This window comes from Tepidimonas taiwanensis (genome assembly GCF_020162115.1).
In the GTDB taxonomy this organism is placed as follows: Bacteria; Pseudomonadota; Gammaproteobacteria; order Burkholderiales; family Burkholderiaceae_C; genus Tepidimonas; species Tepidimonas taiwanensis.
Genome location: NZ_CP083911.1, coordinates 438,752 through 461,360, shown reverse-complemented (window position 1 = coordinate 461,360; position 22,609 = coordinate 438,752). Strand labels below are relative to the sequence as shown.

Below are 22,609 nucleotides of genomic sequence, written 5' to 3'. Positions count from 1 at the left end.
CGCAGCGCGCCCCCCCGATCCGTCAGCGCCGCAGCAGCCCTTTTAGCGCGGCCTGCAGGCGGCGCGCGTTTGCCTCGTCATAGGCGGTGGCGAGCACGCGGGCGACGTCCTGCGCCCAGGTCTCGTTCGGCCCGGGCTCGTGGCGGCGCGTCAGCAGCACGAGTTGCAGGCGGCGGCGCACCTCCAGATGCTCGGCCGGTGTCGGCAGATCCGCGGCGATCTCGAGGCGCAACAGCGGCTCGCCCGCGTCGGTGGCGTCGCCCGCGGGCGCGTTGAGCGCCCGCACCCACAGCGGCCGTGCCGCGGCGGCCTCCCGCCCGCCCAGGCGCTGCGCGGCGGGCAGGCGCTGCGGATCGCGCGCCTGCCACGCAGCGAGCAGTTCGGTGAGCGCCTCGCCATGGGCGCGGGCGGCGAGCTGGCGCAGTTTGGCTTCGGCATGCTCCAGGGCCTGCCGCTGCGCCCGGAACGCCGCATCGCCCAGGCGCGGCCGCGGCGCCGCCGGCGCCGGGCGTTCCGGCCGACCACGGGGCACCGCGGGCTTGGCTGCGGCGGGCGCGGCACCGGGCCGGTCATCCCCCGGCGGGCAACCAGCGGGCGGGCGCCGCCCGCTGGCGACGCAGCGGGCGTGGCGGGTGCTTCGGTTGCCACGGGCGGCGCGGCCGGTTCGGTGACGGCCATCCCCTCGCCTTGCGCGGCGGCGCGCAGCGCCGCCATCGCGGCCCGAATGCGCTGTGCGTCGTCGGCCGCGCACGCCTCCTCCAGCGCCCGCGCGGCCTCCAGCACCGCGGCATCGAGCCGGCTCGTCGCCGCCAGCGCCTGCTCGCGCTGCTGCTGCTTACGCGCAAACGCCGCGTCGATCGGCGCGCGGAAGGCTTCCCACAGTTTTTGTTCCTTGCGCCGCTCCAGCGGCACGCGCTGCGCCTCCTGCTGCCAGCGTTGCTGCAGCGCCTTGACCGCGTCCAGCGACAGGCGCGGTTCGGCCGCGAGCGCCTCCGCTTCGGCGATCATCGCCTGCCGCTGCGCGATGCTGTCGGCCTGCGCCGCCTCCAGCCGCGCGTGCGCCGCGGCCATCGCCGCCTTCCACAGCGGCTGCAGCTCGGCAAACACTTTTTCGCTGACGTGCCCGCCGGTGCGCCAACGCTCGGCGAACGCGTGCAGGTCGCGCGCCTGGGCCCGCCAGTCCTCGTCGCTGGCGTGCGCTGCGGTCCATGCGCTCACCTCGTCGATCAGCGCAAGGCGCGCCTGCCGCGCGGCCTCCTGCTGCGCCTTGAACTCGCGCCGCCACGCCTCCACCGCCTGGTAGGCCTGGTTGCACGCCTCGTCGAACCGCTTCCACAGCGCGTGGTTGGAGGTGCCGCCCTGGTCGGCCTGCTTCCACGCCTCGCGCAGCTGACGGATGGTGTCTGCCAGCTGCCGTCCGCTCGGGCGCTCCGACGCCGGCGCCTGGGTCAGCGCCAGCGCCTGGGCCAGCAGCCCTTCGCGGATCTGATCGGCGCGCCAGCGGTGCCAGTCCTCCAGCTCCTTCGCTTTGGCCAGCGCCACCTGGGCGCGGACGTCGAGCTCCGCCCCGGCGTGGCGGCCGTGCAGCTTGTGCAGGTGGCGCAACTCCCCCGCCAGCCGCACCATGGCCTTGGTGTGGCCCTCCGCCAGTTCGCGCTCCAGCGCCTCGACCGCGGGCAACAGTGCCGCCTGCGCCAGGGCCTGCACGGCCTTGGGCGCAGGCGCGGCCGCGGCAGGTGCCTCGGCTGCCGGGGCCTCGCCACGCGCGGCGCGGATTTCGTCGGCCCAGACGGGCACCCCCGGCAGCGGTGCCTGCGGGTCCTGCAGCGCCGCCACGGCCTGCGCGAGCGCGGCTTCGAATGCCTGCCACACGGCGTCGAGCTGCTGCCGCGCCGCGTCGATCTGGCCCGGGTAGCGCGGCTCGAGGTCGTGCCAACCGGGTTGCGACGCCAGCGCGGCCTGGCGCTGCAGCCACTCGGCGACGTCCTGCGCCAGCGCGTCACGGGCGGCCCGGGCGTCGGCGATCGGCTGGGTGGACAGGAGATCGATGCGCTGCACCAGCAACCCGGCCGCTTCGCGCTCCACCTGCACGCGGGTCTGCAGGTCTTCGATCGCCTTCATGCGCTCGGCCAGCCGCTGCCGCAGACCGGCCAGCGGCTCGCGCGACAGCGGTGCCCCGGCTTTGGCGGCGTCACGCTGCCAGGCCATCGCGTCGGCCAGGTGCAGCCGCGGCGCCGCCAGCAGCGCCTCGGCCTTCGCCGCCCATTCGGTGGCCAGCGCCTCTTGCGCCCGGGCGCGGCGCTGCTCGTCCAGCCGCTCGCGCACGAGGCGCGCGGCCCCTTTATCGCGCGGTGCCAGTTCGCGGTACACCTCGGCCAACGCGTCCGCCGACGGATCCGTGTCGAGCCAGGCGCGCAGGCGGGCGGCGCGCTCGCTGGAGGTGGGCGCGCTGAAGGCGCCCCCGGTACGCTGATCGAGTTCGGTCAGAGAGGCTTTCGCGTGGGTGGATTCGGGCGCGTTCACGATGACAGACAGGGCCGCGAGCGGCCAGGCAAAGGGGTGTGGAACGAAAGCGGGCACGCCAGCGGCGTGCCCCGGGCGCTATTGTCGGCGCTATTGTCGCCTACCCGGCCCACAAGTCGAGCGGCGGATCGTGCACGACGGCCTTGAGCACGTCGCTGCGCGAGACGAACCCCACGAGCCCGCCCGCGTCGTCGATCACCGGCATCCCGGGCAGCCCCGTCGTCAGCAGCGCCAGCGCCAGCCGGCGCAACGCCGTATCGGGCGTCACCGCGGGCACCGGCGTCACCATGACCGACGCCAGCGGCTGCGCGAGAAACGCGCGCCACACGAGGGCGCTGTCCTCCGGCCGCGGCAGGCGGTCGATGTGCAGCAATTCCGCCCGCGTCAGCAACCCGACCAGCCGCCCCTGTCCGTCCAGCACCGGTGCCTGGCCCAGCGCGCGCTCCGCGAGGCGGTGCCAGCCCTCGGCCACGGTCATGTCGTCGCGCACGGTCACCGCCTCGGGGGTCATCACGTCGCGCACCCGCTCCAACGGATGGCGTTGGGGGGCGGGGCGCTGCACGCCGCCGTAGGCCTGCACCGCCACCGCGGCGGGCCGCGGCAGCGTCGCCTCGGGGCGCGCCGGCCCCTCGTCGTCGCCGTGGCCCATGAGCCGGAAGGCGCTGTCGGCGAAATCGGGCCGATCGGTCTCGACCGCGAGCGCCCGGGGGCGCGCCGCCCGCAGCGACGGCAAGACCCGCCGCAGGTCCTCGATCGGGCCGCGGTACATCAGGCCCGAGGTGCCATAGATCGCGAGCATGCGCCACCTCCTGTGCACGGGGCCGCCCCGCCCTTCACCGCGGCGCCGCCGGTTGGTCACGGTGGCGCGTCAATCGGGCAGGAACAGCGCCTGCAGGTCGCTGAGCCAGTCGTAGCCGCGCGCGGTCGGTGTCACCCAGCCGTCGTCCCCCACGTCGAGCCACCCCCGATCGCGCGCGCGTTCGATCGTCGCCGATACCGCCATCATCGGCAAGCCGGTGCGCTCGCTAAAGGTTTGCAGGGCAAAACCGTCGCGCAGGCGCAACGCATTGAGCATGAACTCGAACGGCAGGTCGCGCGCGGACACCTCCGTCTCCTGCGCGACCGGCTCGCCCGCGAGCGCCTGCGCGATGTAGCGCGCCGGATCGCGCCAGCGCACCTGGCGCACGATGCGCTCGGCAAAGCTCAGCTTGCCGTGCGCACCCGCGCCGATGCCCAGGTAGTCACCGAACTGCCAGTAATTCAGGTTGTGGCGGCAGCGGTGGCCGCGCCGCGCGTAGGCCGAGACCTCGTAGCGCGCCAACCCCGCCGCCGCGGTGCGTGCGGTGATGTGGTCGAGCATCGCGTACGCCGTGTCGTCGTCCGGCACAGCGGGCGGGTGCTTGGCAAACCAGGTGTTGGGTTCGATCGTCAGGTGGTACACCGACAGGTGCGGTGGTTCGAACACCAGCGCCGCGTCCAGGTCGCGCGCCAGATCCGCCAGCGTCTGCCCCGGCAGCGCGTACATCAGGTCCAGGTTGAAGGTGTCGAAGTGCCGCGCCGCCTCGGCCACCGCCGCGCGCGCCTGCGCCGCGTCGTGCACACGCCCCAGCGCCCGCAGAAAGCGGTCGTCGAAGCTCTGCACCCCGATGCTCAGGCGCGTCACGCCCGCGTCGCGAAACGCCGCGAAGCGCTCGCGCTCGAACGTGCCCGGGTTGGCTTCCAGCGTGATTTCGGCGTCCGGCGCGAGCGGCAGGCGCGCGCGCACGTCCGACAGCAACCGGCCGATCAACTCCGGGTCGAACAGGCTGGGCGTGCCGCCACCGATGAAGACGCTGACCACCGGCCGCCCCCAGACCAGCGGCAGGCTCGCCTCCAGGTCCGCCAGCAGCGCGCGCACGTAATCGTGCTGCGGCAGCGGCCCCTGCTGCCCGGCGGCCGCCCCCCATTCGTGCGAATTGAAATCGCAGTACGGGCACTTGCGCAAACACCACGGCAGGTGGATATAGAGCGCCAGCGGCGGCAGGCCGGACAGCCGGATCTGCCCCGGGCGCTGCCACCGCACCGCCGCCTCGGCGGCCGGCACGCGCGCGCTGCCCGGCGTCATCCCTGCGGCCACCCGCGCTCCTGCATCAGCGCCAGCATCGCGCGCGCCGCGCGCCCCCGGTGGCTGTGCGCGTTTTTGACGTCGGTGGGCAGCTGCGCAAAGGTGCAGCCGAACGCCGGGATGAACATCACCGGGTCGAAGCCGAAACCCCCATCGCCCACCGGCTCGCGGGTGATCAGCCCTTCCACCCGGCCGGTGGCCACCAGCGGCTCCGGGTCGTCCGGATGGCGCACGGCGACCAGGGTGCTGACCATCGCCGCACGGCGGTCCTCCACGTCGCGCATCTGCTCGAGCAGCGCGCGCACGTTGTTGGCGTCGCTCTTGGGATAGCCGAAGCGCGTGCAGTAGTACGCCGTGTCCACGCCCGGCGCGCCGCCGAACGCCACGACGCACAGCCCGGCATCGTCGGCCAGTGCGGGCAGGCCACTGGCGGCCGACGCGTGCCGCGCCTTGGCCAAGGCGTTTTCCAGGAAAGTCCGGTGCGGCTCCGGCGCTTCCGGAATGCCGAGGCTGCCCTGGGTGACGAGCGCGAGGCCCAGCGGCGCAAACATCGCCTGCAGCTCGGCGAGCTTGCCCGCGTTGTTGGAAGCGAGCACGAGCCGGCGCGGCGCGGGGGATGCCGTCATCGCCTCACCCCACCTGGGCACCGGCCAGCGCAGCGCGCTGCAGCGCGATCAGCTGCTGGATGCCGCCGTCGGCCAGCGCGAGCAGGCGCTGCAGATCGTCGCGGCTGAACGGCTCGCCCTCGGCCGTGCCCTGCACCTCGACGTAGTGCCCCGCGCCGGTCATCACGACGTTCATGTCGGTCTCGCAGCCGGAGTCTTCGACGTAGTCGAGATCGAGCACCGGCACCCCGCCGACGATGCCGACCGACACCGCCGCCACGGGATGGCGGATCGGGTTACGCGCGAGCTGGCCCTCCGCCAACAGCTGCGTCACCGCGTCGTGCGCCGCCACGTAGGCGCCGGTGATGGCCGCGGTGCGCGTGCCGCCGTCGGCCTGCAGCACGTCGCAATCCAACGTGAGGGTGCGCTCGCCCAGCGCTGCCAGGTCGAACACCGCGCGCAGCGAGCGGCCGATGAGGCGCTGAATCTCCTGCGTGCGGCCGCTTTGCTTGCCGCGGGCGGCCTCGCGCTCGGTGCGGGTGTGGGTGGAGCGCGGCAGCATCCCGTACTCGGCGGTCACCCAACCCTCGCCGCTGCCTTTTTTATGCGGGGGCACGCGCTCTTCCACCGAGGCGGTGCACAGCACGCGCGTGCGGCCGAATTCGATCAGCACCGAGCCTTCGGCGTGGACGGTGTAGCCGCGGGTGATGCGCACCGGGCGCAGTTCGTCGGGGGCGCGGCCGTCGTGGCGCCGGACGGCGCCCGCGGCCACCAAAGGGTCGTGGGTCATGGGGTCACGTTCATGGGGTTCAGGTGCGCCGGCCCGGGCCGGTCGGGCCCGGCGAGGCGGCGGGAACCCGGCGCGTGCGCCGGATCGCGTCGTTGATTTCCGCAATGGTACGCTCGATTTCGAGGTCATCGAGCTCACTCGCCACCACCCCATCAACGGCATTCACACCGAAATTCGACCGAACCGGCACCGAAGGCGGCTGCTGCGACTCGAGCACTTGCGTGGACGGAAAATTATCATCGGCCTGCCACTCGAGCCCGATCAGGGTCACGTTGTCGCCGTGCCGGCCGCCCAGCCGCAGCGCGGATTCGGACAAGTGCGCAACCGCGTCCGCGAGCGGCTGGCCGTACAGCCCGGCGGCCACGTCGTCGTCGGACATCACCCCCCAGAGGCCGTCGGAACACAGCAGGATGCGGTCGCCGTGCTCCAGCGACAGCGGCCCGAGCAGGTCGAACAGCGGGGGCGTCTCGGAGCCGAGGCAGGTGAACAGCACGCTGCGGTTGAGGTGCGCCGGCAGCTCACCGAACAGGCCCGGCCGATCGTGGTAGCTGTGGTCGCGCGTGCGCGTCAGCAGCCGCCCTCGCCGCACCCAGTACAGGCGCGAGTCGCCGCTGTGTACGGCGGTCAGCCGCCCGTCCTGTACCACCGCCGCCACCGCAGTCGTGCGCGGATGTTCCTTGGCCTGCCGTGCGCGGGCAAAGTCAACGATCGCCTGACTCGCGCGCAGCAGCGTGTCCTCCAAAAACGTTGCCGGGTCCGGCACCTTGGGGCGCGCGACATCGACGAATGCCTGCACGAACGTGCGCACGGCGATCTCCGCCGCCTGATCCCCGTCGGGGTGTCCGCCCATCCCGTCAGCCAGCACCAGCAGCACCGCCTGGCGCGTGTAGGTGTAGCCGAGGCGGTCCTCGTTGCGGGCGCGGCCGCCCGGGTGCGTGGCCTGGAATACCGAAAATTTCATTTCGCTTGCAAGAAACTGGATCGCTCCCCTGGGCGCCGATCAGCGTCCGAGGCGCCATCAGCGGAAGACGTCCCCAGCCTCGAGCGCAGCCGATCCCACCAGCCGGATGGCGCCGCATCGGCATCCGCCCGTTCGTGTGCAAGTTCCCGTTGCAGCGCGAATACCGACTGGGGGCGAGAAAGCGGATCGAGCGCCATGCACCACCGCACGATGTCGATCAGGTGATCCGAGTACGCGCCGCGCAATCGCATCAGCGACTCGTCGAGGCGATCTTTTTCTTGCCGTTGCGTCGCCTCGTGCGGGGGATAACCCCGCATGCACGAGTAGATGCAGGCACCGATCGCGTAAATATCGGTCCATGGGCCGAACCCTTCGCCGCGGGTGCGCCGGTACATTTCGGGCGCGGCAAATCCGGGGGTATACATCGGCCGAACGAACCCCCCTTCCGTGTCCAACACGTTGCGGGCGGCACCAAAATCGATCAACACGACCCGATTATCATCGGTAATGAACAGATTCGACGGCTTGATGTCGAGGTGAAGCATCTTGTGTTGATGCACGATCCGCAATCCGCGCAGCACCTCGTCGAAAAGTGATCGGATGGTCGCTTCGCGCAGCACTTTCTTGCGCTGACGTTCCCGCGCCGTCAAAATGAATGCCTGCAGCGGGTCGCCGCGCAGATACTCCATCACCATGTAAACGGTGTCGTTCTCCCGAAAAAAATTGAGAACACTCACCACCGCCCGGTGCGAAATCTGCGCCAGCGCACGCCCCTCCTCGAAAAACCCGCGCAAACCGAGCCGATACAGCGGGAGTTTGCTGGGGAGGACCGTCGGCGTCAACTCGCCCGGAGCACGCTCCACCAGCGTCGTGGGCAAGTATTCCTTGATGGCCACCTCGCGCCCCTCACCGTCTCGCGCGTGGTAGACGAGACCAAACCCGCCTGCCGCCAACAGACGGGTGATGCGGTAACCACCGATGACCGTACCGGGTGGCAGAGGGGCGGGTTTGCTCTTTGACATAATGCCCGTATGAGAGCATCCTCAGGGACGCGCATGCGCGTCAATGGCCATTCCGTCGACCGCTCGCCGGAACAAGCGGAAATCCCAGTGTACAGCATGACCGGTTACGCGACGGCGCAGTGCGCCGTCGATGCGCCCGACGCCGCCCCGGAAGCGTCCCGCGGGGCCGGCAGCCCGGTACTCGGGATCGAGTTGCGCGCCGTCAACGGCCGCTTTCTGGACCTGGCGCTGCGCCTGCCGGAGGAGCTGCGGGCCGCGGAGCCGGCGCTGCGCGAACGCATCGGCGCCGCCGTGCGGCGCGGCAAGGTGGAGCTGCGTGTCTGGCTCGAACAGCGCGGCGACGCGGGCGTGCGCGCCCCCGCCGTGGCCGAACTACAAAAGCTGCTCGGCGCGCAGGAACAGGTGCTGGCGTGGCTGCCGCGTGCCCAGCCGTTGAGCGTCGCCGAGGTGTTGCAGCTCACGCAGCGCACGCCCCCGCCCGTCGGCGAGGCACTCGCGCCGCTGCTCGCGCTCCTCGACCGGGTGCTGGCGGATTTCAACGCGGCCCGCGCGCGCGAGGGCGAGCGGCTCGCGACGATGCTGCGCGAGCGCGTGGCCCAGTTGCGGGCGCTGGCCGAGCAGGCCGCGCCCCTCGTGCCGCAGGCGGTCGCGCAGCAGCGCGAGCGCTTCCTGCAACGCTTCCAGGAAGCCGTCGGCGCCCTGCCCGTCGATGCCGGCGCGCTGCAGGAGCGCGCGCTGGTGGAAGCCGCCGCGTTCGCACAGCGCGTGGACGTGGCAGAGGAGCTCACCCGGCTGCAGTCGCACCTGACCGAAATCGACCACCTGCTCCAGCGCGGCGGCGAGGTCGGCAAGCGGCTCGACTTTCTGATCCAGGAGCTGCACCGCGAAGCCAACACGCTCGGCTCGAAGTCGTCCAGCCTCGACCTCACGCGCATCTCGGTGGACATGAAAGTGCTGATCGAGCAGATGCGCGAGCAGGTCCAAAACCTCGAATGACCCCCATGGATTACCCCGGCAATTTGTTCGTCGTCGCCGCGCCCAGCGGCACCGGCAAATCGAGCCTCGTCAAGGCCCTGCTCGAAGTCGATTCGCGCATGGAGCTGTCCGTCTCGCACACCACGCGCGCCCCGCGCGGGCAGGAGGTGCACGGGCGCGAGTACTACTTCGTCAGCGACGAGGAGTTCGACCGCATGATCGCCGCCGACGCCTTCGTCGAATGGGCGCAGGTGCACAACCGGCGCTACGGCACCTCGCGCAAGGCCATCGAGGACAAGATCGCCGCCGGCGCCGACATCGTGCTCGAGATCGACTATCAGGGCGCGCTGCAGATCCGGCGTCAGTTCGCCAACGCGGTGCTGATCTTCATCCTGCCGCCGAGTTGGGACGAACTGCGGCGGCGCCTGCAGCGCCGCGGCGAGGACAGCGCGGACGTCATCGAGCTGCGCCTGCGCAACGCGGCCGAGGAGATGGCCCACGTCGACGCATTCGACTACGTTATAATCAACGAGGTATTCGAGCGGGCGCTATTCGATCTGAAAACGATCACCCACTCGCAGCGCCTGCGTGTCGCCGCCCAGCGGCGCGCGCGCGCCGATGTGTTCTCGGCGCTCGGTATCCGCTAACTCCCATCCGCTATCCCAAGGTTGCCATGGCTCGCATCACCGTCGAGGACTGCCTGGAAAAGATCCCCAACCGCTTCCAGCTCGTGCTGGCCGCGACCTATCGCGCGCGCATGCTGCACCAAGGTCACGCGCCCAAGGTCGAGTCGCGCAACAAGCCCGCCGTCACCGCGCTGCGCGAAATCGCCGCCGGCCTGGTCGGCCTGGAGATGCTGCGCAAGGTTCCGGTCTGATTGCCCTCCCCCGGTATACGAAAAGGCGCCCGCACGTGGCGCCTTTTTTGTTTACATTAGCGGGGTGAGCGTCGATGCCATCAGTCCCGCCGAGGCCCAGGCCTTCGGCACGCGTGCGCCCGCCTCGCCGTCTCAGGCCGCGGCCAGCGCGGCGGCGGCCAGCTTTGCCACCCTTGAATCGCGGCTCGACTACCTGACGCCCGCCGAGGTCGACCAGGTCCGACAGGCCTACCGCTTCGCCGATCAGGCGCACCTCGGACAGTTGCGCAAGAGCGGCGAGCCCTACATCACCCACCCGATCGCGGTCGCGCAGATCTGCACCGAGTGGAAGCTCGACACCCAGGCGCTGTGCGCCGCGCTGCTGCACGACGTACTGGAGGACTGCGGCGTTACCAAGGCCGAGCTGACCGAGCGCTTCGGTGCCGCGGTGGCGGAGCTGGTCGACGGCCTGACGAAACTGGACAAGCTCGCTTTCGACAGCCGCGAGCAGGGGCAGGCCGAGTCGTTTCGCAAGATGCTGCTGGCGATGGCGCGCGACGTGCGCGTCATCCTCATCAAACTCGCCGACCGCATGCACAACATGCGCACGATGGGCGACATGCCGCGGCACAAATGGGCCCGCATCGCGCGCGAGACGCTCGACATCTACGCCCCGATCGCACACCGGCTGGGGCTCAACCATTTCTACCGCGAACTGCAGGATCTGGCGTTTCGCTACCTGCACCCGTGGCGCTACCAGGCGCTATCCAAAGCGCTGGCGCGCTCGCGCGCGCGGCGGCGCGACCTCATCGCGCGCGTGCAGGGCGAGGTCGAAGCGGCCTTCGCCGGCAGCGGCCTGTCGGTGCGCATCACCGGCCGCGAAAAGACGCTCTATTCCATCTACCGCAAGATGGACACCAAACACCTGTCGTTCGCGCAGGTGACCGACATCTACGGCTTTCGCGTGATCGTGCCGCAAGTGCTGGACTGCTACACCGCGATGGGGGTGCTGCACCAGCTCTACAAGCCCATGCCGGGCAAGTTCCGCGACTACATCGCCATCCCCAAGATCAACGGCTACCAGTCGCTGCACACGACGCTGATCGGGCCGTTCGGCACGCCGATCGAGTTTCAGCTGCGCACGCCCAGCATGGACATGGTGGCCGAATCCGGCATCGCCGCGCACTGGCTCTACAAGACCGGCGGCACCGGCGACGCGTCGGCCCAGGCGCTCAACGTGCAATGGCTGCAGTCGCTGCTCGACATCCAGCAGGAAACCAAGGACTCGGGCGAGTTCTGGGACCACGTACGCATCGACCTGTTTCCGGATTCGGTGTACGTGTTCACGCCCAAGAGCAAGATCCTGGCGCTGCCGCGCGGTGCGACGGTGGTGGACTTCGCGTACGCGATCCACAGCGACGTGGGCCACCACGCGATCGCCGCGCACGTCAACGGCGAGCCGGTGCCGCTGCGTACCGAGCTGCGCAACGGCGACGTGGTCGAGGTGGTGACCTCACCGCACGCGCGCCCGAACCCGGCGTGGCTGGGCTTCGTCAAGACGGGACGGGCGCGCTCCAAGATCCGACACTACCTCAAGACGCTGGCGCAGGAGGAGTCGCGCGCACTGGGCGAACGGCTGTTGCTGCAGGCGCTGCGCGCCGAAGGCATCGCCCAGCCGCCGGGCGACGACGAGGCCGGCCAGGCGATCTGGGACAAGCTGCTGCGCTTCACCGGCAACCGCACGCGCGACGAGCTGCTCACCGACATCGGACTCGGGCGGCGCATCGCCGGCATGGTCGGCAAAAAGCTCGCCGCGCTGATGGCGGAAGCCGGCGCGCGCCCGGACGTGCTGCTGATCAGCCAGGAGCGCTTCGGTGCGCCGGGCGAGGACCGCCCGACGCAAGGGGTCGTCACGCTGGACGGCAGCGAAGGCGGCTCGGTCGTATACGCCACCTGCTGCCGCCCGATCCCGGGCGACCGCATCGTCGGCTACCTCGGCCGCGGCGAGGGGCTGGCCGTGCACACCGAGGATTGCCCGGTGGTGCAGCGCCTGCTGCACCGGGATCGCGAACGCTTCCTCGAGGTGGAGTGGGCGGAGGAGCCCACCCGGCCGTTCGAGTCCACCGTTGCGGTCACGGTCACCAACGGCAAGGGGGTGCTGGCCAGCGTCGCCGCGGCCATTGCCGCGGCGGAGGCCGACATCACCCACATCCGCATGGGCGACGAGGCCGCACAGACGACCACGGAGCTGCAGTTCACCATTGCCGTGCGCGACCGCGTGCACCTGGCGCAGGTGCTGCGTCGCCTGCGCCGCACGCCACCGGTCGTGCGCGCGCAGCGCCAACGCCCGGCGCGCGCGGTCGACTCCACCGCCTGAAACCGTAGCGCCGTTACGCGGCGCGCTCGGTGGTGGCGCCCGCGTCGCCGGGGGCGGGGTAGCGCACCTGCACGATCTCCAGCGTCTCCACGCCCGCCGGCGTGCGCAGGCGCACCTCGTCGCCCTCGCGCGCCTTCAGCAGGGCCTGCGCCACCGGCGAGATCCAGCTCACCTGCCCGCGCGCGCTGTCGGCCTCGTCGATGCCGAGGATGGTCACCGTCTCCTCGCTGCCGTCGGCGCGCGCAAAGGTCACGGTGGCGCCGAAGAACACCTGGTCCTTGCCGTGGTGCACGCTCGGGTCCACCACCTCTGCGCGCTCGAGCCGCCGCGTCAGAAAACGGATACGGCGGTCGATCTCGCGCAGCCGCTTCTTGCCGTACAGGTAGTCGCCGTTTTCCGAGCGGTCGCCGTTGCTCGCCGCCCAGGCCACCGTCTCCACGACGCGCGGCCGCTCCTCGTCCAGCAGGTGCTTGAGCTCCGCGCGCAAGCGCGCATAGCCCTGCGGCGTCATGTAGTTCTTGCCGCCCGCCGGCAGTCGCGCCTCGGGCAGCTCGTCGTCTTCGTCGGTATCGATCTCTTTCGTGAACGCCTTGCTCATGGATGCGAACCTTACCGCAAACGGGGGAGCGCGTGCCACGCCCGCCTTGCTACGATAGCCCCATGCACACTCAGGCCCCGTCGCCACCGTCCTTTGGAGCAAGCACCGAGCGGACATCCGACCCGAGCGGTCTCGTCGTCGTGCACGGCAACCGCGCCGAGCGGCTGCTGGAGGTGGCCGCCGCGTGGCAACGGCTGCGGCCGACGGCGCCGCTCGAGATGCAGACGTGGATCGTCCCGTCGCAAGGCGTGGCGCAGTGGGTGCGGCAGACGCTCGCCCAAGGGCCGGACGGGATCGCCGCGGGACTCGCGCTGCTGCTGCCCGCGCAGTGGCTGTGGCAGACCTACCGCAGCGTGTTGGGTGCCGCGGCGGTGCCCGACCGCCCCGTGCTGGACGAGGGGCCGCTCGCGTGGCGGCTGTGGCGGCTGTTGCCCACGCTCCACGGAGAACCCTTCGGGCCGCTGCAGGCGTACCTGGCGCTCGATGGCGATGGCACGCGTCGCGCCCAGCTCGCGCAACGGCTGGCCGACCTCTACGACCAGTACCAGGTGTACCGGCCCGACTGGCTGGACGACTGGGCGGCGGGGCGCGACGTGCTGCGCCCCGCGGACGGCCCACCGCAGCCGCTGCCCGCGGCGCAGCGCTGGCAGGCGGCGCTGTGGCGCGCGGTGCAGGCGGATCTGGCCGCGAGTGGGGTCCCGACGGAGGTGGCGAGCCGGCCGGCGCTGCACGCCGCATTCGTCGCAGCCATGCGCCGCCCGGCAGCGGCCCGGCCACCGGGCCTGCCTGCGCGGCTGGTGGTCTTTGGCCTGACCGGGCTGCCGCCCGCGACGCTCGAGGCGCTGGCACTGGTGGCGCGCTGGTGCGAGGTGCTCGTGTGCGTGCTCAACCCTTGCCGCGAATACTGGGCCGACATCGTGCCGGACGCACAGTGGCTGGCGCGCGCGTCGGCGCGCTGGCGTGAGCGGGCCGCCCTGCGGTCGGGGGCGCCAGCGGTGCCCGCGCCGCTCCCGGACGAGAGCCTGGCCAGCGGCCACCCGCTCCTCGCGGCGTGGGGCCGGCAGGGGCGGGATTTCATCGCCCTGCTGCTCGCCCACGAGGAACGCCCGGTGCGCGACCGCCTCGACGCCGCGCTGCAGGCGCTCGGGCGTGGCGTGGACCTGTTCGAGTCGCCGCTGGGCCAGGATGGCACCGCCCCCTTGCTGGCCCAGCTGCAGGACGACATCCTGCACAACCGGCCGCTGGCGGAGATCCGGACGCGACAGCGGGTCGTCGACCCCGCCGCCGACGCATCGCTGCGCTTTCACGTCTGTCACACCGCGCTGCGCGAGGTGGAGGTGCTGCACGACCAGCTCCTGGCGGCGCTGCACCGCGACCCGACGCTGGCACCGCGTGACGTGCTCGTCATGGTGCCGGACGTGGCGACGTATGCGCCGCTGGTGCACGCGGTATTCGGACGCATCGCAGCCGACGACCCGCGGCACGTGCCCTACACGATCAGCGACGCGGCCGACGATGCCGGGCTGCGCGTGTGGACGCTGGTGCGCGATCTGTGCCGCCTGCCGCACAGCCGCCTGACGCTGGCGGAGGTCCTCGGGTGGCTGGACGTGCCGGCGTTCGCGCGCCGCTTCGCGCTGACGCCGCCGGATATCGAGCGCCTGCGCGCGTGGCTGCACGTCGCCGGGGTGCGCTGGGGGCTGGACGCGCGGCACCGGCGCCGGCTCGGCCTCGTGGGGGACGCGCCGGACCCGGGGGCGGACGATGCGTCGGAACCTGCGACCGCGCATCGGCCCGACGACGCGGACCGGTTGACATGGCGCGACGGCCTGCGGCGGCTGTGGGCGGGCTACGCGATGGGGGCGCTGGACGACGAGTGGCAGGGTGTCTTGCCGGCCCCGGGGGTGGCGCCGCTCGAGGCGGCGCTGATCGAGCGGCTCGAGCGACTCGTGGCAACGCTGGAGCGCCACGCCGAGGCACTGGCGCCGCCGGCACCCGCTGCGCAGTGGACACAGCGGCTGCAGGGGCTGCTGGACGACTGCCTGCTCGCCGACGCGCCCGCAGCGGACCGGGCCGAGACGCGCGCGCTGCAGCGGCTGCGCGCGGCGCTGGCCGAATGGGCCGAAGACGCCGCGGCCGCGGGCGACGAGCCGCTGCCCCTGGCGGTGGTGGCCGACGCCTGGCTCGCGCGCGCTAAACCTGAGGCCCCGGGACAACGCTTTCTTGCCGGGAAAGTCACGTTCGCCACGCTGCTGCCGATGCGCGCACTGCCGTTTCGGCGCATTTACCTGCTCGGCATGGGGGACGGCGCCTACCCGCGCCAGCGACCGACCGACGACTTCGACCTGATGGCGCTCCACCCGCGCCCGGGCGACCGCCTGCACCGGCACGAGGACCAGTACCTGTTCCTCGAAGCGCTGCTGTCGGCGCGCGAGCACCTGAGCGTCTCGTGGGTGGGGCGCAGCCCGGTGGACGATGCCGCGCTCGAGCCCTCGGTGCTGGTGCAGCAGCTGCGCGACCACCTCGCCGCCGGCTGGCGGCTCGCCGACGGGGACGGCGACGCGCTGCTGCGGGCGCTGACCACCCACCATCGGTTGCAGCCGTTCGACGCCCAGTACTACCCGCCGTTGCCGCCCGAAGAGTGGGACGCCCCGCCGGAAGGCCCCTGGTTCAGCTACGCGCACGAGTGGCTCGCCGCGCCAGCGGCATCGACCAACGCAGCCCCTTCCGCATCCCGTACCGGATCCCCGGCCGCATCGCCCGCGGCGTCTTCCGCCGCATCGCCGGCCCCGTCTTCCCACGCATCGACACCACCGGCGTGGCAGCCCCCCACGGCCATCGACATCGATGCGCTGATCGGCTTCCTGCGCCATCCGGCGCGCGCGTTTTTCCAGCAACGGCTGCGCGTGCACCTCGGCGACGACGAGGAGCCGGAGGACGAGCGCGAACCCCTGACCGTGGACGGGCTGGACCGCTGGCAGATGGACGACGCGTGGGTCGCCCGTGTCGTGCAGGCCACGCGCGCCGGGGGCACGGCGGACGAGGCGCTGGCACAGGCCGAGGCGGTGTGGCGGCGCGCCGTCCTCGCGGGCCGCTGGCCCGCGGGCCCCTTCGGCGAGGCGATGGCCGGCGACTGGCGCGACGAGGTGCCGCGGCTGTGGCGGGCGGTGCGCGCCTTCGAGCAGCGCTACGCCGAGGGCTCGACCCGACCGCGGTGGCTGCACGCGCCACCGCGCGGCGACGCGATGCCGGTGGCGATCGAAGCCGTGCTGCCCCCGCCCCGGCGGGCGCCGGACGGCGAGCGCGCGCAGCTCCTGTGGCAGGGCAGCGCCCTGATCGAAGACCCGAAGGCCAAGAAACAAGGCGCTGCGGCCATCCGCTACGCCAAACTGGCCAAGGCCTGGGTGTGGCACCTGGCGCAGCACCGCGCCGGCGAGCCGCTCGCCACGTGGGTGCTGAGCCCGCGCGGATCGTTGCTGCTGCCCCCGCTCGAAGCGGAGGCAGCCACCGCCGCATGGGAGGCGCTGCTGCACCACTGGTGGCAGGGGATGCAGCGCCCCTGTCCTTACGTGCCCGAACTGGCGGCGGGCTTTTTGCGCCGGCTCGACGACGATGCGCCCGACCAGGCGTGGTGGGACGCCCGGCGCGCCTACGAGGGCCAGGGCGAACACCGGCAAGGCATCGTCGAACGGGATGCCTACTGGCGGCTGGCGTATCCCGATTTCACCGCGCTGGCCGGCCCGCCCGATCAAGCGGCCGACAGTCCGCTGCGCGCCGCGGCGGAAGCGCTGCTGCGCCCGCTGATGCTGGCCGCTCGCTCCCTCACGAACGAAGACCTCCACGCCGGCGCGGAGGCATCGGCATGAGTACGATCCCGGAACTGACCGTCCCCAACCTGCCGCTGCAGGGACTGCAACTCATCGAAGCCAGCGCCGGCACCGGCAAGACCTGGACCATCGCGATGCTGTACCTGCGGCTGGTGCTGGGCCCGCACCCCGGCGCCACCGCCCCGGCACGGCCGCTGCTGCCGCGCGACATCCTGGTCGTGACCTTCACCGACGCTGCGACGCAGGAACTGCGGGCCCGCATCCGCCAGCGCCTGGCGGAAGGTGCCGAGGTCTTCGCCGACCCCGAGCGGGACGTGCCCGCGTGGGACGAGCGCCGCCAGCCGATCGCCGAACTGCGCGCGCATTACCCGCGCGCACACTGGCCGGCGCTGGCGCAGCGTTTGCGGCTCGCGGCGGATGCGATGGACGACGCGGCCATCTCCACCCTGCACGGCTGGTGCCAGCGCGTGTTGCGTGAGCAGGCCTTCGCCAGCGGCGAGCCGTTCGTGTTGACGCTGCAGCCGGATCGCAGCGACCTCATCGACGAGGCGCTCGCGGACCTATGGCGGTTGCATTATCGAACCCTCCCCCCGGATGCGGCCGCGACGGTCGCCCAGTGGTGGACGGACCCCGAGGCGCTGGGGCACGACGTCCACCGCGCGCTGCGCGGCGCCGACCACTGGCACGCGGTGGATCCGGGGCTCGTCCAGCGCAGCGTCCCCGATCTCCTGGCGGAGGGCGTGGCCGCGCGCCGCGCGGCGCTGGCGGTGTGGAAAGCCCGGCTCGCCCCGGAACTGGCCAGTGCACGGCCGCTGCTCGAGACGCACGGGTTGCTCGCCCACTTCGGGCGGGCGCGCGACGTGCAGCGCTGGCTCGACACGCTGGCGAACTGGGCCGCCGCCCCGGAGGATGATAACCCGCCCCCCTTGTCGAAGACCGCCTGGGAGCGCCTGAACGCGTCCCACCTGCAAGCAAAAGCCGGCGACGCGCTGCCGGCCGCCGTCGAACAGCACCCGCTGTGGGACACGCTGGCACAACTGCCCTCCGCGCTGGCGGCACTGCCGACGCCGCGCGGCCGCCTGCTGCGGCACGCCGCGGTGTGGGTTCAGCGCCGCGTGGCCGACGCGATGGCGCAGCAGCAATGGATCGACTTCGACGGACTGCTGCAGCGCGTGGCCGGTGCGCTGGACGGGCCCACGGGCGCGGCGCTGGCCGAGCGGCTGCGCGCGCGCCATCCGGTCGCGCTGGTGGACGAGTTTCAGGACACCGACCCGGTGCAGCTGCGCATTCTCGAGCGCATTTACGGGCTCGACACGCCGCACCCAGACACGGCGCTGATCCTGATCGGCGACCCCAAGCAGTCGATCTACGCCTTCCGCCACGCCGATATCCACAGCTACCTGCGCGCGCGCCGCGCCCGCGCGGCGACGCTGTGGCGGCTCGGCACCAACCACCGCTCCAGCCACGCACTGGTGGCGGCGGTCAACCACCTGTTCGCGCGTGCGGAGCAGGCCAGCCCCGTCGGCGCGTTTCGCTTCGGCCGCGACGGCGACAACCCGGTGCCGTTCATCGCCGTCGCCGCGCGCGGGCGGGAGGCGTGCTGGTGCGCTGGCCCAGCGCGCGCGGAAGCGCCGGCGCTGACGCTGGCACTGCTGCCGACCCCCGACGGCAAGGCGTGGACACAGGAGGCACTGCGCGACGCGATGGCCGCGGCGTGCGCCGACCGCGTGGTGGGCTGGCTGCGGGGCGGCGCTGAAGGGCCCTACGGCTTCGCCGGCCCCGGGGAGGGAGACTGGCGCCCCGTGCAGCCGCAGGACATCGCGATCCTCGTCAACGACCGGCACGAGGCCGACGCGATCGGGCGCGCGCTGCGCCGGCGCGGCGTGGGCAGCGTGTACCTGTCGGAGCGGCAGTCGGTCTACGCCAGCGGGGAGGCAGCCGACCTGCAGGTGTGGCTCGCGGCGTGCGCCCAGCCGCCGGCGGGCGACGCCGTGCGCGCCGCGCTGGCCACCCGCAGCCTCGGGCTCACCGCCGAGGAGCTGGAGGCGTGGCTGCACGACGACACCCGGTGGGAGGAGGCGCTCGCGCGCTTCGGGCGCTACCACATGCTGTGGCACCGCCACGGGGTGCTGCCCGCGGTGCGCGCGCTGCTGCACGACTTCGACGTTCCGCAACGGCTGCGCCGCGGCGGCGGTGACGCGGAAAACGGCGGCGAGCGGGCGCTGACCAACCTGCTGCACCTCGCGGAACTACTGCAGCAAGCCGGCGCGCAGGACGGCAGCGGGGCGCGCGACCCGGCGCGCGTGCTGCAACACCTGCGGCACGCCCGCGCGCGGGCCGCGCGGGGCGCCCCTGCGGACGGCGGCGACAGCGGCACCCCCGTGCTGCGGCTGGAAAGCGAGCGCCACCGCGTGCGGCTCATCACCGTCCACAAGTCCAAGGGGCTGCAGTACCCGCTCGTGCTGTATCCGTTCGCGATGCACGCCAGGCCGGTCGAAAAGTCGCGCAGCACGCTGCTGACGTGGCACGACGCCGACGGCGCGCTGCACGTCACACTCGACGACGAGGGCGAGCGCTGGCAAGCCGCGCAGGCGGCCGCCGAAGCCGAGCGCTGGGCCGAGGACGTGCGGCGCCTCTACGTCGCGCTGACCCGCGCCGAATACGGGGTGTGGGTGGGCGTGGCCGCGACGCCGCACCTGGCGGTCAGCGCGCTCGGTCACCTGCTGGGCATCGCCGACGTCCCCAAAGAAGGATTAGACGATGCGCTGGCTGCCGCGGTCCAGGCCCTGGCCCAGGGCCAGCCGGCCATCGCGATCGAACGGCTGGCCCCAGACACCGCTGCGGCGACCGCGCCCGCGGGAGTAACGGGTGCCACCGCGCGCTCCGCCGTCGCCGCGCCAGCGGCGCACGCGGGCACCGAAGCGGCGCGCGATACATCCTCCCCCGATACGCCGCCCCTCGCGGGCACCGGCCACGCGCGGCGCATGCCGCCCCGCAACACCCCCTCGTGGTGGATTGCCAGTTACTCCGCGCTCCTGGCGAAGGAGGAGGCACCGGCCGACCCGGAAGCCCCCGCCGGTGCCCCCGAACTGCCGGACAGCGCGCGCGACGACCAGTGGACCGAGGATGCCGTGACCACCGACAGCAGCGAGACCGGTGCGGACGTCGTCGCGACGCTGACCGTGAGCACGGCGACCGCCGCGTGGCACCACTTCCCGCGGGGACCGGCCACGGGCACCGCGCTACACGCGGTGCTCGAGACGTGCGCGCGCACGGGCTGGCCGACCAGCGCAGACGCGTTGCAGGCCGTGGCGCAACGGGCGCTCACCGAACAGGGCTGGGCCTCGGCCCGCCTCGGGGCCGACGCCACCGACCTCGCGACGTGGGTGCAGGCGATTGGCGATGCCCCGCTGCCGCTGGCCGCGAACGGCACCGTCGCCCGAGAAGCACCGTCGGCCGCAATCACCCTCGCCCGCCTGACGGTGGTCCAGCCCGAGTGGGAGTTCTGGCTCAGTAGCGCGGCGCTGGACAGCCGCACGCTGGACGCCTGGGTATGCGACGCGATCGCGCCGGGCGTGCCGCGCCCACCGCTGCGGCCCACGATGCTGCACGGCATGCTCAAGGGCTACATCGACCTCGTGTTCGAACACGGGGGGCGTTACCACGTGCTCGATCACAAATCCAACGCGCTGGGACCGGGGGATGCGGACTACCACGCGGATGCGCTGCAGCGCGCGCTGCTCGCGCACCGCTACGACGTGCAGGGCGTGCTCTACCTGGTAGCGCTGCACCGGCTGCTGCGCCAGCGGCTGCCGGGCTATCGGCCGCACGCGCACCTGGGCGCGCTGCTGCTGGGCTTCTGGCGTGGCGTCGCCAGCCCGACGCGCGGCGTGCTGGCGCTGCCGGCCCCGGTGGCGCTGATCGAGCGGCTCGACGCCGCGCTCGCCGGGTCGTCCGTGTCCGCCGTGGCCGAGGAGCAACGGGTATGACCAACGACGCGCTGGAGGTTTGGCTGGAAAAGGGCGTGCAATGCGGTGAGCTGCGCCCGGTGGACGCGGCTTTCGCCCGCTTCGGCCGCGCGCGCTGCCCGCACGCGCCGCTCGGCGCGCTGCTCGCCACCGCGTGCCTGAGCCGCGCCGTCGGCGACGGCCACACCGCGTGGCGGGTGGACGAGCCGCCGGTGGGGGGATACGCCCCGTGCGCGCGCTGGGTGGCGCAGCGCTGGGCGCAGGATCCCCACGCGCTCGACGCGCCCGGTTGGATCGGCGACGGCACCCAGCCCACCCCCGTCGTGCGCGACGGCAACCGGCTCGCGCTGTGGCGGCACTGGCGCTGTGAGCAGCGGGTGGCCGCGGCGCTGGCCGCGCGCTTGCGCGACGCGCCGCCCGTGCCCGACGCCGCGGTCCTGCGCCCGTGGATCGACGCGCTTTTCGGCCCGGCGGACGGCGGCGCGCCGGGCCCCACGCCCGATCCCGACTGGCAGCGCCTCGCCTGTGCGCTGGCGGCCCGCTCGGGCGTCTTCGTGCTGACCGGCGGCCCCGGCACCGGCAAGACCACCACCGTCGTGCGGCTGCTCACGCTGCTGCAGGGGCTGGCGCTGCAACAGGGCGGCGACCCGCTGCGCATCGCGCTGGCCGCCCCCACCGGCAAAGCGGCGGCGCGGCTCGCGCAGTCGATCGCCGGCGCGGTGGCCCGGCTGCCGTGGGACGCGCTGCCCCTGCCCGCGCCGGCGCGCTCGACGCTGCGCGCGCACCTACCGCTGCAGGGCCAGACGCTGCACCGTTGGATCGGCCGGTACGCGGATGGCAGTGGTGCCCGCCACGATGCACAGCACCCGCTGTGGCTGGACGCACTCGTCATCGACGAGGCGTCGATGGTCGATCTCGAACTGCTCGACGAGACGCTGCAGGCGCTGCCCGCCCACACGCGGCTCGTGCTGATCGGCGACCGCGACCAGCTCGCCTCCGTCGAGGCCGGCGCGGTGCTCGCGCAACTGTGCGAGCGCGCGCACGAGGGGCGCTACCGCGCGGACGTCGCCGACTGGCTGCACGCCGCCACCGGCCAGCGCCCGGCGAGCGGCCCGCACCACCCCGATGGCGACGCGCTGGACCAGGGCGTCGTGATGCTGCGCCACAGCCACCGTTTTGGCGCCGACAGCGGCATCGGCCAGTGGGCGCGGGCCGTCAACGCGGGCGACACAGCGGCCGTCGAGCGGCTGGCGCAAACGCCGCTCGCCGATGTTACCCTCGTGACGACACCCGCGGCGGGCCCGCTCGCCCCGCAGGCGTGGGCGCCCCTGCTCGACACGTGGCGGGCGCTGCTGGCGCACATCCGGCGCGGCCCGGCCGGGGCCGATCCGGACGCCGTGGCCGCGTGGGCGGCCGAGGCGCTGGCGCAGCACACCCGCGCGCAGGTGCTGTGCGCGCTGCGGCGGGGGCCGTGGGGGGTAGAGGGGCTCAACACGCGGCTGATCCGGCTGCTGTGCGCCGAGGCGGGCTTGGGCCCCGCCGCGCTGACGCGGCCCGACGGCTTCTACCCCGGCCGGCCGCTGCTGGTGACGCGCAACGCCCCCGCGATCGGCGTCATGAACGGCGACCTGGGGCTGCTGCTGCCGCTGCCGGACGGGCACGGCGGCGCACCGCGCTGGCGCGTGGCCTTCAGCGCGCCCGACCAGCCCGGCGGTGTGCGCTGGGCGCTGCCGAGCGAGCTGCCGGCGGTGGAGACGGCGTTTGCGCTGACGGTGCACAAATCCCAAGGGTCGGAGTTCGACCATGTGCTGCTCGCGCTGCCGCCGGAGACGGACACCCCGGTGCTGACACGCGAGCTGCTCTATACCGGCATCACGCGCGCGCGGCAGCGGCTGACGCTGCTGCTGCCCGGGGGAACGGCCAGCCTGACGGCAGCCGTCGCGCGCCCGACGCGGCGCGACAGCGCCCTGGCCGAAGCGCTGCGCGCCGCGTTACCATAGCAGCCC

General features: G+C 72.8%; 16 protein-coding genes. 7 read left to right on the top strand and 9 right to left on the bottom strand.

Translation table 11 applies throughout. The annotated features are described in order from the left end of the window. Window positions 1-22 precede the first annotated feature (22 nt). The 8 genes from LCC91_RS13900 to LCC91_RS02085 form a co-directional block, all read right to left on the bottom strand. Window positions 23-181 (bottom strand): hypothetical protein, encoded by a 159-nt coding sequence (locus LCC91_RS13900; protein WP_399206158.1) that lies wholly within the window; start codon window positions 179-181, stop codon window positions 23-25. Beyond that, on the bottom strand, window positions 151-2,523 hold the full coding sequence (locus LCC91_RS02115) for a DUF349 domain-containing protein (RefSeq protein WP_399206156.1): 2,373 nt from the start codon (window positions 2,521-2,523) through the stop codon (window positions 151-153). The genes LCC91_RS13900 and LCC91_RS02115 overlap by 31 nt, the downstream gene beginning before the upstream one ends. A gap of 100 nt (window positions 2,524-2,623) precedes the next feature. Further along, window positions 2,624-3,322 carry a CBS domain-containing protein gene (locus LCC91_RS02110; protein ID WP_058616124.1) on the bottom strand — a complete coding sequence of 233 codons (699 nt, stop codon included), beginning with the start codon at window positions 3,320-3,322 and terminating at the stop codon, window positions 2,624-2,626. Between the two features lie 69 nt (window positions 3,323-3,391). After that, a complete protein-coding gene (gene hemW, locus LCC91_RS02105; protein WP_058616125.1) occupies window positions 3,392-4,627 on the bottom strand; it encodes a radical SAM family heme chaperone HemW in 1,236 nt (411 codons plus the stop codon). Next, the gene (gene rdgB / locus LCC91_RS02100; RefSeq protein WP_143897485.1) at window positions 4,624-5,253 is read right to left on the bottom strand and encodes an RdgB/HAM1 family non-canonical purine NTP pyrophosphatase; all 630 of its coding nucleotides are present in this window, start codon (window positions 5,251-5,253) and stop codon (window positions 4,624-4,626) included. The genes hemW and rdgB overlap by 4 nt, the downstream gene beginning before the upstream one ends. A 4-nt stretch (window positions 5,254-5,257) precedes the next feature. Beyond that, complete coding sequence (gene rph / locus LCC91_RS02095) at window positions 5,258-6,022, bottom strand: ribonuclease PH (protein ID WP_058616126.1); 765 nt, start codon at window positions 6,020-6,022, stop codon at window positions 5,258-5,260. A 19-nt stretch (window positions 6,023-6,041) separates the two neighbouring features. Further along, entirely contained in the window at window positions 6,042-6,983 is a 942-nt protein-coding gene (locus LCC91_RS02090) for a PP2C family protein-serine/threonine phosphatase (protein ID WP_058616127.1), read from the bottom strand. Then, a complete protein-coding gene (locus LCC91_RS02085; protein WP_058616128.1) occupies window positions 6,980-8,005 on the bottom strand; it encodes a serine/threonine protein kinase in 1,026 nt (341 codons plus the stop codon). Before LCC91_RS02085 ends, LCC91_RS02090 begins: the two co-directional genes overlap by 4 nt. A 96-nt stretch (window positions 8,006-8,101) precedes the next feature. Here LCC91_RS02085 and LCC91_RS02080 point away from each other — a divergent pair, with 96 nt between their 5' ends. From LCC91_RS02080 to LCC91_RS02065, 4 genes are all read left to right on the top strand, one after another. Continuing rightward, complete coding sequence (locus LCC91_RS02080) at window positions 8,102-9,001, top strand: YicC/YloC family endoribonuclease (RefSeq protein ID WP_058616142.1); 900 nt, start codon at window positions 8,102-8,104, stop codon at window positions 8,999-9,001. Between the two features lie 5 nt (window positions 9,002-9,006). Next, window positions 9,007-9,627 (top strand): guanylate kinase, encoded by a 621-nt coding sequence (gmk, locus tag LCC91_RS02075; RefSeq protein ID WP_058616129.1) that lies wholly within the window; start codon window positions 9,007-9,009, stop codon window positions 9,625-9,627. Window positions 9,628-9,653: 26 nt separating this feature from the next. Beyond that, window positions 9,654-9,857, top strand: a complete 204-nt coding sequence (rpoZ, locus tag LCC91_RS02070) for a DNA-directed RNA polymerase subunit omega (protein WP_043701528.1) — start codon at window positions 9,654-9,656, stop codon at window positions 9,855-9,857. 64 nt (window positions 9,858-9,921) lie between these two features. Further along, window positions 9,922-12,213 (top strand): RelA/SpoT family protein, encoded by a 2,292-nt coding sequence (locus LCC91_RS02065; RefSeq protein ID WP_390612124.1) that lies wholly within the window; start codon window positions 9,922-9,924, stop codon window positions 12,211-12,213. A 13-nt stretch (window positions 12,214-12,226) separates the two neighbouring features. Here the strand turns inward: LCC91_RS02065 and greB are convergent, their stop codons facing one another. Further along, window positions 12,227-12,811 (bottom strand): transcription elongation factor GreB, encoded by a 585-nt coding sequence (gene greB / locus LCC91_RS02060; protein WP_043701365.1) that lies wholly within the window; start codon window positions 12,809-12,811, stop codon window positions 12,227-12,229. Between the two features lie 62 nt (window positions 12,812-12,873). Here greB and recC point away from each other — a divergent pair, with 62 nt between their 5' ends. The 3 genes from recC to recD are packed head-to-tail and all read left to right on the top strand — an operon-like array spanning window position 12,874 to window position 22,603. Beyond that, window positions 12,874-16,674, top strand: a complete 3,801-nt coding sequence (gene recC, locus LCC91_RS02055) for an exodeoxyribonuclease V subunit gamma (RefSeq protein ID WP_185974866.1) — start codon at window positions 12,874-12,876, stop codon at window positions 16,672-16,674. After that, the gene (gene recB, locus LCC91_RS02050) at window positions 16,671-20,624 is read left to right on the top strand and encodes an exodeoxyribonuclease V subunit beta (RefSeq protein WP_052231602.1); all 3,954 of its coding nucleotides are present in this window, start codon (window positions 16,671-16,673) and stop codon (window positions 20,622-20,624) included. Before recC ends, recB begins: the two co-directional genes overlap by 4 nt. After that, a complete protein-coding gene (gene recD, locus LCC91_RS02045) occupies window positions 20,621-22,603 on the top strand; it encodes an exodeoxyribonuclease V subunit alpha (protein ID WP_043701363.1) in 1,983 nt (660 codons plus the stop codon). Before recB ends, recD begins: the two co-directional genes overlap by 4 nt. The last annotated feature ends 6 nt before the right edge of the window (window positions 22,604-22,609 follow it).

What these genes read in the sequence shown, in the direction of transcription:
- LCC91_RS02085 (WP_058616128.1), bottom strand. Translation starts at nt 8,005, where the DNA reads ATGTCAAAGAGCAAACCCGCCCCTCTGCCACCCGGTACGGTCATCGGT.
- gmk (WP_058616129.1), top strand. Translation starts at nt 9,007, where the DNA reads ATGGATTACCCCGGCAATTTGTTCGTCGTCGCCGCGCCCAGCGGCACC.
- hemW (WP_058616125.1), bottom strand. Translation starts at nt 4,627, where the DNA reads ATGACGCCGGGCAGCGCGCGCGTGCCGGCCGCCGAGGCGGCGGTGCGG.
- recD (WP_043701363.1), top strand. Translation starts at nt 20,621, where the DNA reads ATGACCAACGACGCGCTGGAGGTTTGGCTGGAAAAGGGCGTGCAATGC.
- rpoZ (WP_043701528.1), top strand. Translation starts at nt 9,654, where the DNA reads ATGGCTCGCATCACCGTCGAGGACTGCCTGGAAAAGATCCCCAACCGC.
- LCC91_RS02090 (WP_058616127.1), bottom strand. Translation starts at nt 6,983, where the DNA reads ATGAAATTTTCGGTATTCCAGGCCACGCACCCGGGCGGCCGCGCCCGC.
- recB (WP_052231602.1), top strand. Translation starts at nt 16,671, where the DNA reads ATGAGTACGATCCCGGAACTGACCGTCCCCAACCTGCCGCTGCAGGGA.
- LCC91_RS02080 (WP_058616142.1), top strand. Translation starts at nt 8,102, where the DNA reads ATGACCGGTTACGCGACGGCGCAGTGCGCCGTCGATGCGCCCGACGCC.
- rph (WP_058616126.1), bottom strand. Translation starts at nt 6,022, where the DNA reads ATGACCCACGACCCTTTGGTGGCCGCGGGCGCCGTCCGGCGCCACGAC.
- recC (WP_185974866.1), top strand. Translation starts at nt 12,874, where the DNA reads ATGCACACTCAGGCCCCGTCGCCACCGTCCTTTGGAGCAAGCACCGAG.
- greB (WP_043701365.1), bottom strand. Translation starts at nt 12,811, where the DNA reads ATGAGCAAGGCGTTCACGAAAGAGATCGATACCGACGAAGACGACGAG.
- rdgB (WP_143897485.1), bottom strand. Translation starts at nt 5,253, where the DNA reads ATGACGGCATCCCCCGCGCCGCGCCGGCTCGTGCTCGCTTCCAACAAC.
- LCC91_RS02110 (WP_058616124.1), bottom strand. Translation starts at nt 3,322, where the DNA reads ATGCTCGCGATCTATGGCACCTCGGGCCTGATGTACCGCGGCCCGATC.